Here is a 15,618-nt window from a genome sequence, read left to right as displayed (position 1 = left end):
TACACGTGCCAATATATGCAACATGACCTTTATATCCGCCAGCGAGCTTGAAAAATTCGCATATTGTCCGCTGAGCTGGTGGCTTAGCCGGGGTACTGATATCCCAGTGCCCATCTTAGAAGAAGGTCAAAAAGAGCATGAGATTTTAACTGAGGAAGTCAGTAAAATAGTTGAGCACGAGTCAAAAGCAAGCGTCTGGGAGAGGGTAGTTGCTTGGTTTGCTGTAACAGCAACGATATTAGCCATAAGTGGTGCTCTATTTCGACCGCTGCAAAACGCGGAGGAATGGAGGGGGATACTCGGTCTTCTATCTATACCATGGATTATTATGGGCATAGTCTCGTTCTACCGTTCGGCGTTTGCTGCTGAAGAGAACATCAAGCTCAAGTATCAACAGCTTACGGTTTTGGCGGCTATCATCGCAATGATTATCGTCATAAATGCTGTGACGATACTAGGCATAGAGCCTAGAATTGCCTTGATTTATGAGGTGTTAGCGCTTGTTTGGCTCATTGCCGCGAGTGTAGCTCTTTACATCTATCTAAAGTCTATCAATATTGCATCTTCAAAGCGAAATAAGCAGCAGATTCATGGAAAAATACTCTTTGTTGGTACCGAGAACACCAAATCTTTCAGATCCGAAAGGTACGGTCTTTCCGGAAAACCGAATTATGTAATTGAAGTTGACGGCGAATCTGTGCCCGTCGAGGTCAAGACAGGTCGCACACCGCGCGGTCCGCTTTTTTCTCACATCATCAAAATCGGAGCCTACTGCCTCCTTTTGGAGGAAACTGGCGCAAAGGTTACGCGGGGTCTCCTGAGATACAATGACGCAGAATTTGAAATCGATTATGACGAATTATTGAAGAATCTAGTTATCGAGAAGCTTGATGAGATGAAAAAAATAATAAATGAGGGTATTGCGCACAGAAATCACAGAAGAATAAATAAGTGCCTTTCTTGCTCGAGAAGAACAATTTGTCCCGAAAAACTTGCCTGATCATTCAACGGTCACGCTTTTGGCAAGATTCCGAGGCTTATCAATTGAGCATCCTTTTTTCTTCGCTGTATAATATGCAAGAAGTTGTAGCACAACTGTGATCGGAATTGGCGTGAAGAGCGGATCGACCCTTGGTATTCCGATAAATCGATCCACAACCGCCATAACATCGCGATCATCAGTAAATCCGATGGCGAGCACAGGGCTATCCCTTGCTGCTACTTCGGAGATGTTTGAAATCATCTTCTCAAAAGTATGATCTCTAACGCAAGAAGCGACAACAGGCGTTTTCCTATCGAGAAGGGCGAGCGGACCATGTTTCAATTCACCTGCTGCATAACCCTCTGCGTGAATGTAAGAGATCTCTTTCAATTTCAGGGCGCCCTCTAGCATAATTGGATAGTTGATGTTCCTTCCGATGTAGAAAACACTTTGAGCGTCAACGAGTAATTCTGCATTTTGTTCTATTTCACTCTTCTTATCCAAAACCATATTGACATGTTTTGGCATGGATCTCAATTCTTCCTTCAATGATCGAAGCTTCTCGTAAGATAGCTTCCCTTGCAGTAACCCAATACGTATTCCAATTAGATATAGTGAGACAAGTTGCGTAACAAACGACTTTGTGGCAGCCACTCCTATCTCTGGCCCTGCTCTTGTATAGAAAACCTCGTCTACCTCCCTTGTGATTGTACTGCCTACGACATTCGTTACCGCGACCGTGCGGCATCCTCTTTTCTTAGCTTCCCTCGCTGCTGCGAGCGTATCTGCGGTCTCACCGCTTTGGCTGACGAGGATTACAAGCGGCTTCTCGTAAGTTCCACAGGAATATCTGTATTCCGATGCTAACTCTAATGTAACTGGAATTTCAGAAAGAGCTTCAATGATATATTTTCCCGTCATCCCAGCGTAATAGGAGGACCCACAGGCGATTATCTTTATCGAATTGAAATCGACATTCTGGAGAAACTCCTCTTCCTCTATGTTGTCCAGAATACCGAGCAGGGAATTGTGAATTGAGGATGGTTGTTCAAAAATCTCCTTGAGCATGAAATGCTCAAATCCGCCTCGTTCAGCATCTTCGACATTCCAATTTACAAACTCGGGTTTTCTTGTGATTCCAGTACCAGTTTCGTCATACAACTCAACCTTGTTGGGCGTTACTATCGCTAGTTCTCCATCCATCATGTAGATGACTTTATTTGTATGATTGAGTATCGCCGTGACATCAGATGCGACAAAGTTCTCCCCCACGCCCAATCCGATTATTAGTGGGTTTTCTTTGCGCGCAGCAACAATTCTATCGGATCCTCTTTCAATTAACGCAATGGCATAGGTACCCTTGACGTATCTAAGCGCCTTTCGCAACCCATCGTCAGCTCCGTTCTCGGAAAAACGTTCGACGAGGTGGACAAGCACTTCTGTATCTGTTTCGGATGTGAATACATGTCCATCAGCTTCGAGTTGTTTGCGCAGCTCTCTGTGATTCTCAATTATACCGTTGTGTACTAATGCGAATCTGCCTGAGCAATCAAGAAAGGGGTGGGCGTTGTTTTGCGATGGTTTGCCGCATGTAGCCCATCTTGTGTGGCCTATACCTACCTTGCCACTGAGCTTCGGCAACGTCTTTTCCAGACGAGATATTTCGCCTTTGTCTTTAGCAATCTGGATTTTACCCCCGGTGACCGCAATACCCGCTGAATCGTATCCTCGATACTCAAGTCTCTTCAAGGCATCAATCAGAATTCCAGATGCCTCCCTGGAACCTGTATACCCTACAATGCCGCACATTCAGACCACTACGCAGCCGTTTTCAAGATTCTCAGTAACTCTCACTCCGTCTTTGATGGTGACGCCAGCACCTACGACTATTCCCGGCGCTATTGAGACATGAGATCCGATGATTGCGTTTTGACCTATCAGGGCACCTACATTGTCTAATTTATGAAACTCCTCGCCAATTCTGACGAAGGACTTACCAGATATGCACATGAGACTTGGTGATGCTTTTGTCCCCTCATCGATGACTGAATTCGATATATGAGAATGAGAATCAATGAACACATTATCCATTATGACCGAATTGCTGATGAGGGTGTAAGATCCAATCTGTACGTTTTTGCCAATACTCGATGCTGGTAAAATAGTTGCATTTGGACCAATTTCGCAACCCTCTCCAATTAAAACCGGTCCGTTAATATAGGTTCCGGATCTAATTGTTGTGCCTGCGCCTACAACTACTGGCCCCTTTATAACGACATGATCTTCAATCGTCCCTGACGTTGTCTGTCCTTTGAATTTGAGAATTGCCGAATTAACCTCAATTATTTGCCATGGATAAACAACATCTGCCCATTTTCCATGAGTCTTTACTGCAAAAATCTCAATTTCATTGAGCATCTTCTGCATTGCATTTGAAATGCCAAGGGCACCGTCATTCATTTCTCTCTCAATCCTTTTCAGAATATCAGGACTGAATAGATATATGCCAGTGCTTATCAAATTTCCAGGCGCAACTGCGGGCTTTTCGATTAGACCTGTTATTTTACCGTTGTGGATCTCAACAACTCCGTATTTTGATGGATTATCGCTTTCAGTAACAAGTACTGATGGGATTTTGTGATATTTGAGCAGATCTCCGATGCTGTTAGCATCGATAATATTGTCCCCAGCCAGAACGATAAAATCATCATCGAGCAATTCTTTCGCGCAAAGTAGTGCATGTGATGTGCCTATTTGCTTCTCCTGATGAACGTAATGAATGTCTACACCAAATTTCATCCCATCCTGGAAATAAGACATGATTTTTTCTTTTTTATATCCAACTACGACAATAATGTCCTTAATGCCATTTGAAGCAAGTGATTCAATAATGTATTCCATAATAGGTTTATTCCCAACTGGCAGCATAGGTTTCGGACGTGAGTTTGTAAATGGGCGGAGTCTTGTCCCCTCCCCAGCTGCTAAGACAACGGCTTTCATGAATGCATCCTCCTGCAGGTTTGATTCAAATTCTCCTTCTTTATACTTTTTTTGCATTGATAGTTATCCATAGCATTAAGTCATTTTGTTTCTTGCTATCGCAAATGAAAATATCTGAACAAATTTTATTTGGTATCAATCGGATAAAGAACTAATGAACAGCGCCGCCAAGTCGGCATTTGCGTCTGATGGAATCTTGAAAAGAAATTCCAGACTTCCTTCAGAAATACTCGCCTTTTTAGCAGAGAAAGGCGGTCGATCAATGATACTGCGAGGGAATGCTGGCACAGGCAAAACTACACTTGCTCTTCAATTAGTAGAAGAATTGAGAGCAGAGGAAAAATGCTTCTATCTTTCCACTCGAGTTTCCGATGCTTCTTTGATATCTCAATTTCCATGGCTTAAAGAGAAAATACTTGAGGGTAGCATAGCGCTCTATGCAGCGCATCATGCAAAAGAAGGACATGGAAAGACGACAAGTGACGAAAACGGGTCCGATAGAGTGACTCTTGAATCTGCCGGTATTTCCGAGATTTCAAAGAAGCATGTTGTTCTGAAGATTGGTAATGATCTCGAGGAAGTGGAAATTCTCCGTGACATAATTAATAGGTATGAAAAGGAAAAAGTCCTCATTATCATCGATAGCATTGATGCACTTGCACAAAGGTACGGGAAAACTTGTGCTGATTTGATTACAACAATTCAATCAGATTTTGTGGAATGCCGTGGCGTGAGTGTCCTGTTCGTGCTAGAAAGCGCTGACACTCAATTGGATTACCTCGCAGACGGTGTTGTGTTATTAAAATTGTTAGATTACCGAATGAGGAGAATCAGGGAGATCGAGATAAAGAAATTGAGGGGATTTGAGATAGAGCATACACACTGCCTATTTTCCCTTTCAGGAGGTCGAGTAAGGACTTTCGGCACAGCGTATTATTTTGACCTTTCAGAACGGATCAAGTGGAAATCGATTAAAGATTCGAATGGGCTCATATCTTTCGGCATAGGAGACATGGATCGGTTGCTTGGAGGTGGAGTTGAAAAAGGGTCAATCGTGCTTATTGAGTTTGGATACGGAATTCCGACGAGCGTGAGTTTGGCAATTGAAAAAGCTCTGGTATTTAACTTCGTTTCACAAGGTAGGGGGGTGATTTGGATGCCAATGCGGAAGGCGAGCGCTGAAACTCTGAGGAATCGATTATCCACTTCCGTTGGTGAAGTGGAATTTGATGAACACGTAAGGATTCCAGAAAAAGCCACTCATATAAACACTCTCCAGAAATACCTACTTCCCATCGAAGGTGAATCTGCAGCGCATGATCTTAGCTGGCAAAATCTCACCTATGCACTCCAAACATCATCTATGCCTTTATTGTCTCTAATGGGATTTGACACACTTGAATCAATTTACGGGGACAAAGTGGTTGATCAGCTGACTGATCATCTCACCGCAGTGAGAAAGAATAATGCCATCTTCGTTGGCATGGCACCCTCCTCAGCTTCATCTCTGAGACGCATAGCAGATTTAGCAACGGTACATATCAGAATCGATACAATCAGGGGAACAGTTGTTGTATATGGTGAGAAACCTTTTACAGCATGCTATGGCTTGGAATTCGAGGAAAAGACGGAAGGCAGTCCAATTTCCCTAGTTCCAATTGTGTGAGTGAGGTTGCTATGGCGCGATTTGAGCTCCCCAAGAACTCGTCAATCCTTATGATAGGGAGTCCAGGCATCGGACTTCTGGAATTCAATGTAGGGCTAGCTCAGAAATATCTTGAAAAAGGGGAAAAAGTGGTGTTCGTGACAATCGACTGTCTTCCAAGCGACTTGTTGAGTCTTCTAGAATCCTTTGGCGTCGATCCGCATGACGTATTGGGGACAAATCTCTTCATCGTCGATTATCATTCGAGTCTCCTTGGTGGAGCAGATATTCGCTCTAAATGTGACGACGTGGCTATTCGGAGAGTTTCTGATATTGAAGGGATTATGTTCAACCTTCTGGGAATATCAGAACAGGTAGGTACATCTCTGAAAGTATTTGTCCACTCGTTATCTACGTTATTCCTTTACAATCAGGCAAATGTTGTTTTGAAGTTCTTCCAGATATCATCATCAAGGATACGATCTGAAGTCGGAATGGCTGTTTTCACCGTTCATGATGGAGTCCATGATGACAGGACAGTTAATCATCTAATGGCTATGGCCGATGGTGTAATTGAATTGAAATTTGACGAACATTTGAACAGAAAGATGAGGATTAGGCATATGCGAGGACAGCTCACATCATCGCAGTGGATACCTTTTGAAATCAAACAACTTCAAGATGTATCGAGAATCACACTTCTCGAATGGGGGCAATGAAATATTATTCTCCTTCGAATTCATCCTCGAAGAAAACTCCGTACAGCTGGCTTTGTAACTCATTTCGATTTTCTTCGGTAGCTAAAATGTAGAACTCACAGCTCGATTTTGGTCTTAAGATTTTATCTTTCTTTCTACAATATATAAGTCTATTGTTCACCCCTACTTCTGGCCTCTCCTCAAGGAAGAGGCAGGAAAAACACAGAGGTTTCTCATTCATGTTTATACCTTCTCATTATAGAGGAGCTGATGATTTTCTATTTTATGCTTATTTCTTCTTGTCTCCTTCTTTTTTACATGCCAAATTCCTCTCTATAAAAGTGGCGAAATCTTCTACTTTTCCTATGCCTGGCCTTCGCAAATTCAGCACGCAAAAGGGGCATGGTGCAAGTAGAAGGCCTACATCGTGGTGAAGAGCATCTAGCATCTTTTCGGTAGCGAGCTTTAGGGCTAATTCTGGAAAGCCAGCAACCACGGCACCCCCGCCACCGCAACAGGCGTCTGGTTTGTCCAGATCGATTATTTCTATACCCTCTACACATTGGAGAATGTCATACGCCTGATCAATTATTTGCGGACCTATCGTGCGATTGAGGTGACATGGATGATGTAGCGCCACCCGCAGACCTTTTTTGCGAGACTTAAACACCAATTTTCTTTTTCTCATCATCTCCCACACAATTTCGATGGTATGAAGCGGATCCTTATCATAGTATTTCAGAAAATGTGTTGCGCATCCTGGACATGAGGTTACAATATCTTCGAAGCCGTCGAAATAGTCTAGGTTCCGATCTCTCAGGAATTCGAGCCTTTCTGAGTCTCCAAGTTTTTCTAGTGGAGCACCACAACATACCCATTCATCTGGAATTCCAAATTTGACACCGCTCCTTTCAAGAAGTCTTATTGTTGAATCGAAGATTGAGGTAATTCGCATCTCGCTTATGCATCCAGGGAAATACAGAAGCGGTGCTTTTTTCACTTTGTATTTCTTTCTTTCCTGGGTTATTGGAACGATGGATCTTCCGTATTTATCGATATTTTCAATGATCTTTTTATGTCCATCTGAGAGAACGTTGAAATCAAAAATAGATTTACGCAATTCCAAGATAGTTTCAGCCAAAGGAAGGGATTGAGGGCATAATTCCTCGCATTTCCAACATGTTGTGCACCGGTATACATCCGAAGGGAGAATAGCTGCTGCGTTACCATACCTTGCTGTGTCAACACAGAGATTTCGAGGTCCTGAAAAAACAGATATCCCCTCAATCGAAACAACAGGACATGCCATTGTGCATGCGTTGCATTTTATGCAGTTGCCGATATTCGATTGGAAAAACATGATCTATAACACCTCCATCGCATTCATCGCCGATAGCCAGGCTGTAAAGAATGCGGTACCGAGACCATAGCCAGATGCGAAAGAAAGCCCCTCAAGACATGAACCTGCGCCAAAAACATTTTCAGCAACTTTACCACCTCTTAGGAAAATTCTTAGCATATTATCACAGCGCAACCCCATTCTGCTAATGATCTGAATGGATTCTCTATATCTGCTTTGTGCAACGGCATCATCCAGACCGTCAATATTGGAAATCTCGAATGCATTAAGAATATCTCTCATGCCATTATCGCTGTTTGTTATCGCCCTCCCAAACATTCCGCCAGTGCTTGCAATGAGACATCGAAATTTCACTTCAGTTTCTATGTATTTCCCCTTTAGTACGATTGATTCAGCCCTATTTCCAAAAGTCTTCAGTCTCGTTGCTATAAGACCAGGACATAATTTAACTCCTTCATTTCTAGCGATAGATTCCATTGCTTCTTGGAGCCGCAAACCTGGCAACGATAGAGGAGTGACGACTTCGAATATCCTTCTTCCTGTCTCTTTTTGCAAAAGCTCCATCTTTTTGTGATAATCTTGCAGAGGATAGATCGGCGGTATGCCTACGGTGTCGCAATCTATATCCTTTATCGCTTCTGCAATCGATTCTTGAAATCCTGTATTACGGGAAAGAAAAGCAATTTCCGTAGCGTGCATCTCTCCCCTTCTTCCTATGTCTTGCATCTGTGTCCAAAAAGCTTTTGTGCTCAAACCGCTGGTCCTCATGAGTATTCTTGATGCTAAGTCAGGATCAAAATCTGAATAGCCGACGAGTCCTAATAGGGCAACGGACCCGTGTGAGATATCTTCGAGATTTCCCTGCGAGGCAAAATACTGCGCCAATTCGCATGAATATGTAAAGCCAGTGTTCGATGGAATAAGATATTTCTTCTGCAAGTCCCCCATCATTGCTAAACCGGCACCATCTAATCTCGGGACAAGGAACGATAGCATTCTGCAAATCTCTGGTCTGATTTTATCCAAATCTACTCTGTCAAAAACCCCCGGTAGCTCAAATTTCAGATAATCCTTAATTCTCAGCGGCTTCTTATCATTCGAAATCGCACAAATATCGTTCAGAAAAATAATATTGCCCGTTGAAATGGAAGTCATCGTTGCGCCAGTGCCAGCAATAATGACATTATTGCCTAAATTGGATAGTATGGTACCAGCAAGCAATCCGGCGGCGCCGCTTCCGATCACCAAAACATCAGTTTCTGCCTTCAGCATTTTCTTCATTCCGAAGCGCCTCTGCAAGATCAGAGATATGATAAACACCATTCAGCAGGCATTCTTTGAAAATCTCCTCGACAATCTGCCCCTTAAGCAAAACAGGTTTGATCCCTTTTTCTCGTTCCTTCAAATACTCTGTGAGCAAATATAGTGGGTCAGTGTCGCTGTACTCTATAAGCATGGTCAAGAGATTGAAGACGCAGAGCCCTGACTGACAGTAGCCCATTCCCGCTCTTGTCCGTCGCATGACATCCGATAACCCCCTGACGTCGGGATGCGAAGCCCAAAATTCCACTTCCTGCCTCTTAATTTTCTCACAGGAACATACGACTTCGTCGCGTCTCAATTCCCCATTATTTTCATGAGTTTGGATTTCAACTGTCGGCGAACCTCTGCCGATCATCTTGTTGTGCATTTCTCCATATGGAATGGAAAGAGGCTCTAATGAAGTCCGACAAGAAGCAGAAATCCCAAGTCTAGAACACACGATGTCTGACACCTTCTCGGCCATAAGTCTATACGTTGTTAGTTTTCCTCCTATTACGCTAATGAGATTTTCGATGCCCTTTTCTGAATGATCAATTAACTGAAAAGTTCTACTTATCTCTCTTGAATCTCCCCCTTTTCTGCTAACTAGCGGTCTGATTCCTGCGTAAGCACGTATAGCCCTGGATGCATTTATCGGGGGCATCATCATTGCAGCTTCGCGCATAAGTAGATCGACTTCTTGTTCCGATACTGACGTTGATGTCGGTGACGATACTGTAATTGAGGTTGTACCTATTATCGATGAAGAGTAATTCGGAACTACTATATCCCCATTTGACGGTTTTCTTAATCTGTTTATCAACCTATGTGTAAATCTTCTTCCGAGAACGACCATCGAACCCTTGTCCATCGTAAGATCGATGCTGACTCCAGCTAGAGCGGCGATGTGATTGGCCCACGCACCAGTTGCATTTATAACAATTTCAGGTCTATACTCATCGATGCTACCATTTCTCAAATTTTCAACATAAACTTTCTCTATTCTACTTTCTCGTACGTCAAACTTCCTGACAAGGTGATAATTAAGAGCAGTACTTCCAGCGCTTCTGGCCGACTCAATATTTCCGAGTACTAGCATAAATGGATCGATAGACGCGTCAGGAACATCAATTGAAGCAACGATATTCTCAGAAAGTAGTGGTTCCTCTTTGAAAGCTTCATTAACCGAAATCTCTATTGCATCTACCCCCGCTTTTCTGCATGCTGACATAAAAAGATCTGGATAGCATTCGTCATCGTTCGGTAAGCCTATAAAAAAACCGCCAGTGTCTTCTATGCAGAAGTCTGCTATTCTTTTCAGAATTTTATTCTCTATTGCACATTCAGAAGCTGATATAGGATCAGTTACGGCATAACGAGCTCCGCTGTGCAACATGCCATGACAACGTCCCGAGGCCCCGAACGCAAAATCAGACCCTTCAATCAGAGTGACTTCAGCACCGCGAAGCGCAAGATCTCTGGCAATCCCGGCTCCTGTAGCTCCTCCGCCTATTACCAGTACTTCAGTTTTAAACATCTCACAGCCTCAGAATGATTCTGGAACCATCCATCTCTTGGATCTATCAACGGCTTGCTTCCAACAGGCATATCCTTTTTCCCTATCGGCCTCATTGACCATCGGAACGAATGTCCTATCAATTATCCAATTATTCCTAAGTTCGTCTATGTCTTTCCAGAATCCAACTGCAAGACCTGCGGCATAAGCCGCTCCCAACGCCGTTGTTTCCTGGACAATCGGCCTCAACACTTGAACGCCGAGTATGTTCGCTTGAAGCTGACACAGGAAGTTATTCTTCACTGCTCCACCATCGACCTTCAGCGCTTTTAATGGGATACCGGATTCCTTGTTCATAGTATCGAGCACTTCCTTCGTCTGATAACAAATTGCTTCAAGTGTCGCTCGGACAATATGCTCCCTCCTTGTACCGCCTGTAATGCCTATGATCAACCCCCTCGCATATGGATCCCAGTGTGGAGCTCCAAGTCCCACGAATGCTGGCACGAAATAAACGCCACCCGAGTCCTCCACACATTTTGCCAGTTTTTCAGTGTCGGATGCTTTTTCTATGATTTTCAAACCGTCTCTCAGCCACTGGATCGCAGCCCCAGCAATGAATATGGACCCTTCCAGTGCGTATTTAACAGGGTCGTTTCCGATTTTATAAGCAATCGTAGTTAGAAGTCCACTTCTTGATCTCGTGATCGATGGACCTGTGTTCATAAGCATGAAACATCCGGTTCCATAGGTATTCTTGGTTTCCCCAGGTTCAAAACACGCCTGTCCGAAAAGGGCTGCTTGTTGGTCACCAAGATCCCCAGATATCGGTATGCTCGCACCCATGAATTCAGAAGGAGTCGTCGTGCCATACGTTTGGGGATCACTTGAGGGCCGAACCTCAGGAAGGATTTCCTCAGGTATTTTGAGTATTTCCAGAATCTCTTCATCCCACCTGCATTTTGAAATGTTAAAAAGCATAGTTCGAGATGCGTTAGAGTAATCAGTTATGTGATTTTTAGTCAAATTCCATATCAACCAAGTATCGACATTTCCAAAAAGGACATCACCTTTTTTTGCTTTCTCAGCGATGCTATTCACATTATCCATTAACCACCTTATTTTCGTCGCAGAAAAATAAGAATCAACGACGAGACCAGTTCTTTCTCTTATCATTTCGAGATAGCCGTTCTTTATGAGCTCATCACACATCTCCGAGGTTCGGCGACATTGCCATACAATCGCGTTGTACAACGGCAAGCCCGTTTTGCGATCCCATATAACAGTTGTTTCACGCTGATTGGTGATCCCAATCGCATCGAGTTCTTTTATGCTGATGCCAGTATTCTGAAAAACATCTCGCATGACTTTTTTTGTCTTTTGCCAGATTTCAACAGGGTTGTGTTCAACCCAACCTGGTTTTGGAAATATCTGTGTATGTTCTTCATAAGAAGAGGCAATCAGATTGCCTGCGTGATCGAAAAGTGCAAACCTCGTTCCAGTAGTCCCTTGATCGATTGCGCCGACAAATCCTCCCATCAAATCGTCCCCAATTGTTATTGTATGCACTTCACGGAATATTTTCGTTTTGATCTTCGTAATCCATTAAATTCTTCTTTTAACCAATGCTATACAAAACCATAATTTTGATCCATCTTCTTCAATGAGAAGTAGCGGGGGGTCGATTTGAACGACCGATCTCCGGGTTATGAGCCCGACGGGATGTCCTGGCTACCCCACCCCGCTTTTGGTGAGACTCTTAACATTAGTCTCTTAAATAAAAGTTTTGTATAATCAAAAAAGATCAATTAAATTGAAGGAGACTTCTGAGATGCATCAAATCTTCAATCGATCCTTTGAAAACGATCTTTCTCAGCGCCCAAGCTTTCATCGGTTTTATTTTCCGAGTCAATACGCCCTCAAAAGTTACCGGATCAGAAATAACTGTGATATCAGGTTCAGGAATTTCACCCTCAATAACTTGAGATATCATGCAGTTTTCGAGCATGAAATTATATTTTTCTTCTCCAAGATCTATCAGCACACGCTTTTTGATACCAACAAGTTCCTGACGTAGTTTTTCGTCTTCAAGAATTTTTTTATTAAATTTAGATACGGTCTCGTTCAAAAGTTCTCTAAGAGTCATGGTTTATCAGCCCACATATCGATTTTCGAATTTCTTAACTGAAATAATATGTTTTTGGAGGTGATCCAAGAGCGTCTAACATGGGGTGGGAGTTCTTTTTTTTCCTGAACCCACTTCATTAAAAATGTTCTTGTGGCAGGATCAGAGGCATAGCCGCTACCTATTGGCTCCCCTATTTCCATTTCAATAGTCTTCACTAGTTCATCACGCTTAGCTTTGGCAATTATTGATGCCGCGGAGACAACTGGGTATCTTTCATCTGCCTTGTGCTCACAAATGAGATTCGTATTGCACGCCAGATTATTGCAGATCAGGTGTTTGAAGCGCTCCGGATTGGCGTCGGCCGCATCAATGAACGCGTTTCTCGGTCGCAGTTCATTGATTAATTCAGAAAATTTAGCCGCTTCTAGGCCATTCAGCTGGTGTCTTTCCACTGCGCTGTCGATCTCATCCTCATTAACAATTATGATTCGTACAATCGAAATTTGTCGAATTGCTTCAGCAAGTTTCAGTCTTCTGGAAGGAGATAGCTTCTTTGAATCGTTGACATTCAATCGAACTAGCTGCAAATCGTTATCTACACAGACCGCAGCAATCACCATCGGTCCAATGATGGGTCCCCTTCCCGCCTCATCAATTCCGCAAAGCATTTCTACCGATCATCAGCAAGGGGTTATAAGTTGATGTCGAGTATATTGCCCTTCAATTTGTATGCTATAATCGAGAGAGGTCTTATCATTTCTGCTCTTTTGACATCGCTCAAATAGTTTCCGAATCATTCTGCCCCTTGTCAAAACACTCGTATCATCATTTGCTTGAATTAAAGGGGAGTTGTCCGCGTAGGTCTTTTGAAATGCCACCACAAGTGGCACGAATCTCGAACTATTCTTTCATGGCTAATACCGAACAACATGTCGTCAAAACCTACTCGCAGGGATATGAGTCGATATATCTATCTCGTCTATCAGAATTTTTGCAGTCTTTTTTTTCAAAAAGTTAGTTATCTTTATACCAAATGTATTCAAGATATCAACAATTAAACAATTTTCTTCAGGAATTACTAAATATTTGGTTGAAGGCTTATTTTTTTAATTAAAGGTCCTATCGAGGATCGGTGATCGTATCGCCAGAATAGATTGCCAGAATACACGCATTCCAAACGGGTTCAGATTGACGAGAGTTGGTGTTACGAATGTTAAGAAGCCGGTGATTGTAAGGCGTGGAGATAAAACCTTGACGCTCACTTGCAGATTTGATATTTTCGTAGACTTGCCTTCTAATCAGAAGGGCTCCCATCTCTCGAGAAATCTCGAAGTTGTATCGGAGATCGTTGATCAGAGTGTGAGAGAACCAGTGACCGGCATAGAGATGCTAAGCGGCCAGATTTGTAGGTCGCTTTTGGATCGTCATGAATACGCTACATATTCTGAAGTACATGTTTATGCAGATTATTTTCTCGAAAGAAAGGCGCCAAGCGGCAAAAAAACGATGGAATCATATGAATTGATGGCCCGGGCAGTATGTCAAAGAGACGGAAATGTGAAAAAGATGATTGGTGTCAAGGTTACTGGCATGACTGCATGTCCATGTGCAATGGAAACAATACAGGAAGAATTCTTGAAGTCACAACAATCATGCGACTCGATGCTGCCAACTATTACTCATAACCAAAGGAATATTACCACTGTCATGATTGAAGTCCCAGAGGAGTTAGACATCGAAGCTAACGATCTGATCGATATCGTTGAAAGTTCTTTCAGCAGTCCCACTTATGAGATCTTGAAAAGGTCAGATGAAGCGAGAATCGTTCTCAACGCGCACAGAAATCCAAAATTTGTTGAGGATGTTGTAAGAGAGATTTTGGCAAGAATTCTTGCCAAGTACGGACACCTTCCCGATGACGTTCTAGTGACCGTTAGAAGTGAAAGCGAGGAATCAATTCACAAACACAATGCATTTGCGGAGCGCGTCACGACTCTAAAAGAACTCAAAAGGGATCAAGAATCAGACCTTTGAATGAGCGGTTCATCCCCTGATGGATTATATTCAGTGAGGGAAAAACCATGAAGGCAATCGTTGTAGACGTCGACGGTACATTGACAGATTCTCAAAGAAGAATACAGCCGCAGGGTATAGAAGCGCTACGGTTTGTTCAGGAAAAGGGATATGTCGTCATGATTGCAAGTGGCAATGTCCTTCCCGTAGCTTATGGACTCGCGATCTTTATAGGCGTAAATGGCCCGATTATTGCGGAAAACGGTGGCATTGTGAGTTTTCGCGATACGATTCATAAGCTCAATTCTATCGAACAGCCTCTCAGAGCGTATGAGTACTTGAGAAAAAAACTCCCCGTTGAAAGGCTATTTACCGATAAATGGAGAGAAACGGAGGTAGCATTAAAAAGAACCGTGGATCTGGAAGAAATTAGAGCTTTACTGATGGAATGGAACGTAAAGCTCGAGGCAACGGGATTTGCAATTCACATCATGGAGCCAGGACACAGCAAGATGAACGGGGTTAGGAAAGCTTCAGAGCTCATCGGGATTGGTGTTGAAGACGTGGTTGCAATCGGTGATTCCGACAATGATGTTTCAATGCTCGAGCATTGTGGTATCGGGATAGCAGTGTCAAATGCATCGGAGGCCGCAAAGCGTGCTGCGGATTACGTTTGCGAAAAGCCCCACGCAGATGGTGTTATAGAAGGGCTGAATTGGCTCGGAATTCTGTGAAGAGGCCGTCCGCCTTGCCCTGACCGTTAGAGATTTACCTTTGTATGAACTATTAAATTGACATGCGTATCCTCGGGCAATGTACTGTCTGCGGTGGATTAGCGGGATATACGTGTGTCATTTGTGGTCAGCTTGTTTGCGCCAAACATTACCATCAGAGAGAAGGGGTGTGTGATCGCTGCTATAAAAAGACCAAACGTTTAGACGATTGGAGTGACAAGATAAAGTACCTAATGACTT

At 43.2% G+C, this 15,618-nt stretch carries 14 protein-coding genes and 1 tRNA gene; 5 read left to right on the top strand and 10 right to left on the bottom strand.

All coding sequences use genetic code 11. The features are described from left to right. Window positions 1-22 precede the first annotated feature (22 nt). Window positions 23-1,000 carry a CRISPR-associated protein Cas4 gene (gene cas4, locus QW087_00945; GenBank protein ID MEM2943295.1) on the top strand — a complete coding sequence of 326 codons (978 nt, stop codon included), beginning with the start codon at window positions 23-25 and terminating at the stop codon, window positions 998-1,000. On the opposite strand, the gene glmS is transcribed toward cas4, so the two are convergent. Together glmS and QW087_00935 are read right to left on the bottom strand one after the other, a co-directional pair. Further along, window positions 1,001-2,791: a glutamine--fructose-6-phosphate transaminase (isomerizing) gene (gene glmS / locus QW087_00940; protein ID MEM2943294.1), complete on the bottom strand. Its 1,791-nt coding sequence runs from the start codon at window positions 2,789-2,791 to the stop codon at window positions 1,001-1,003. Beyond that, complete coding sequence (locus QW087_00935; GenBank protein MEM2943293.1) at window positions 2,792-3,982, bottom strand: sugar phosphate nucleotidyltransferase; 1,191 nt, start codon at window positions 3,980-3,982, stop codon at window positions 2,792-2,794. It abuts the gene before it with no gap. A gap of 154 nt (window positions 3,983-4,136) precedes the next feature. Between QW087_00935 and gvpD the strand changes: the two genes are divergently transcribed. Both gvpD and QW087_00925 read left to right on the top strand, forming a co-directional pair. Further along, window positions 4,137-5,648 carry a gas vesicle protein GvpD P-loop domain-containing protein gene (gene gvpD / locus QW087_00930; GenBank protein MEM2943292.1) on the top strand — a complete coding sequence of 504 codons (1,512 nt, stop codon included), beginning with the start codon at window positions 4,137-4,139 and terminating at the stop codon, window positions 5,646-5,648. Between the two features lie 11 nt (window positions 5,649-5,659). Then, window positions 5,660-6,346 (top strand): ATPase domain-containing protein, encoded by a 687-nt coding sequence (locus tag QW087_00925; protein ID MEM2943291.1) that lies wholly within the window; start codon window positions 5,660-5,662, stop codon window positions 6,344-6,346. A 4-nt stretch (window positions 6,347-6,350) separates the two neighbouring features. Here QW087_00925 and QW087_00920 read toward each other — a convergent pair whose 3' ends face one another. From QW087_00920 to rnhB, 8 genes are all read right to left on the bottom strand, one after another. After that, complete coding sequence (locus QW087_00920; protein ID MEM2943290.1) at window positions 6,351-6,566, bottom strand: hypothetical protein; 216 nt, start codon at window positions 6,564-6,566, stop codon at window positions 6,351-6,353. Window positions 6,567-6,614: 48 nt separating this feature from the next. After that, window positions 6,615-7,685: a (Fe-S)-binding protein gene (locus tag QW087_00915; GenBank protein MEM2943289.1), complete on the bottom strand. Its 1,071-nt coding sequence runs from the start codon at window positions 7,683-7,685 to the stop codon at window positions 6,615-6,617. A 3-nt stretch (window positions 7,686-7,688) separates the two neighbouring features. Further along, complete coding sequence (locus tag QW087_00910; protein ID MEM2943288.1) at window positions 7,689-8,966, bottom strand: FAD-binding protein; 1,278 nt, start codon at window positions 8,964-8,966, stop codon at window positions 7,689-7,691. Beyond that, window positions 8,938-10,524, bottom strand: coding sequence for an anaerobic glycerol-3-phosphate dehydrogenase subunit A (gene glpA, locus QW087_00905; GenBank protein ID MEM2943287.1), 1,587 nt, complete (start codon window positions 10,522-10,524; stop codon window positions 8,938-8,940). Before glpA ends, QW087_00910 begins: the two co-directional genes overlap by 29 nt. Window positions 10,525-10,533: 9 nt before the next feature. Beyond that, window positions 10,534-12,042: a glycerol kinase GlpK gene (gene glpK / locus QW087_00900; protein ID MEM2943286.1), complete on the bottom strand. Its 1,509-nt coding sequence runs from the start codon at window positions 12,040-12,042 to the stop codon at window positions 10,534-10,536. A gap of 132 nt (window positions 12,043-12,174) precedes the next feature. Continuing rightward, window positions 12,175-12,249: transfer RNA gene (locus tag QW087_00895), tRNA-Met, on the bottom strand. Between the two features lie 58 nt (window positions 12,250-12,307). Next, entirely contained in the window at window positions 12,308-12,649 is a 342-nt protein-coding gene (locus QW087_00890) for an SCP2 sterol-binding domain-containing protein (protein ID MEM2943285.1), read from the bottom strand. After that, window positions 12,646-13,299, bottom strand: a complete 654-nt coding sequence (rnhB, locus tag QW087_00885) for a ribonuclease HII (protein ID MEM2943284.1) — start codon at window positions 13,297-13,299, stop codon at window positions 12,646-12,648. The genes QW087_00890 and rnhB overlap by 4 nt, the downstream gene beginning before the upstream one ends. 460 nt (window positions 13,300-13,759) lie before the next feature. Here rnhB and mptA point away from each other — a divergent pair, with 460 nt between their 5' ends. Further along, on the top strand, window positions 13,760-14,665 hold the full coding sequence (mptA, locus tag QW087_00880) for a GTP cyclohydrolase MptA (protein MEM2943283.1): 906 nt from the start codon (window positions 13,760-13,762) through the stop codon (window positions 14,663-14,665). A gap of 47 nt (window positions 14,666-14,712) precedes the next feature. Beyond that, window positions 14,713-15,378, top strand: coding sequence for a phosphoglycolate phosphatase (locus QW087_00875; GenBank protein ID MEM2943282.1), 666 nt, complete (start codon window positions 14,713-14,715; stop codon window positions 15,376-15,378). Window positions 15,379-15,618 lie beyond the last annotated feature (240 nt).

The organism is Methanomassiliicoccales archaeon (assembly GCA_038850735.1).
In the GTDB taxonomy this organism is placed as follows: domain Archaea; phylum Thermoplasmatota; class Thermoplasmata; order Methanomassiliicoccales; family JACIVX01; genus JACIVX01.
This window is presented reverse-complemented; position numbering and strand designations above follow the sequence as displayed.

Coding starts and splice junctions, on each gene's coding strand:
- QW087_00875 (MEM2943282.1), top strand. CDS start 14,713: ATGAAGGCAATCGTTGTAGACGTCGACGGTACATTGACAGATTCTCAA.
- cas4 (MEM2943295.1), top strand. CDS start 23: ATGACCTTTATATCCGCCAGCGAGCTTGAAAAATTCGCATATTGTCCG.
- rnhB (MEM2943284.1), bottom strand. CDS start 13,299: ATGCTTTGCGGAATTGATGAGGCGGGAAGGGGACCCATCATTGGACCG.
- glpK (MEM2943286.1), bottom strand. CDS start 12,042: ATGGGAGGATTTGTCGGCGCAATCGATCAAGGGACTACTGGAACGAGG.
- QW087_00925 (MEM2943291.1), top strand. CDS start 5,660: ATGGCGCGATTTGAGCTCCCCAAGAACTCGTCAATCCTTATGATAGGG.
- QW087_00920 (MEM2943290.1), bottom strand. CDS start 6,566: ATGAATGAGAAACCTCTGTGTTTTTCCTGCCTCTTCCTTGAGGAGAGG.
- gvpD (MEM2943292.1), top strand. CDS start 4,137: ATGAACAGCGCCGCCAAGTCGGCATTTGCGTCTGATGGAATCTTGAAA.
- QW087_00910 (MEM2943288.1), bottom strand. CDS start 8,966: ATGAAGAAAATGCTGAAGGCAGAAACTGATGTTTTGGTGATCGGAAGC.
- glpA (MEM2943287.1), bottom strand. CDS start 10,524: ATGTTTAAAACTGAAGTACTGGTAATAGGCGGAGGAGCTACAGGAGCC.
- glmS (MEM2943294.1), bottom strand. CDS start 2,791: ATGTGCGGCATTGTAGGGTATACAGGTTCCAGGGAGGCATCTGGAATT.
- QW087_00935 (MEM2943293.1), bottom strand. CDS start 3,982: ATGAAAGCCGTTGTCTTAGCAGCTGGGGAGGGGACAAGACTCCGCCCA.
- QW087_00915 (MEM2943289.1), bottom strand. CDS start 7,685: ATGTTTTTCCAATCGAATATCGGCAACTGCATAAAATGCAACGCATGC.
- QW087_00890 (MEM2943285.1), bottom strand. CDS start 12,649: ATGACTCTTAGAGAACTTTTGAACGAGACCGTATCTAAATTTAATAAA.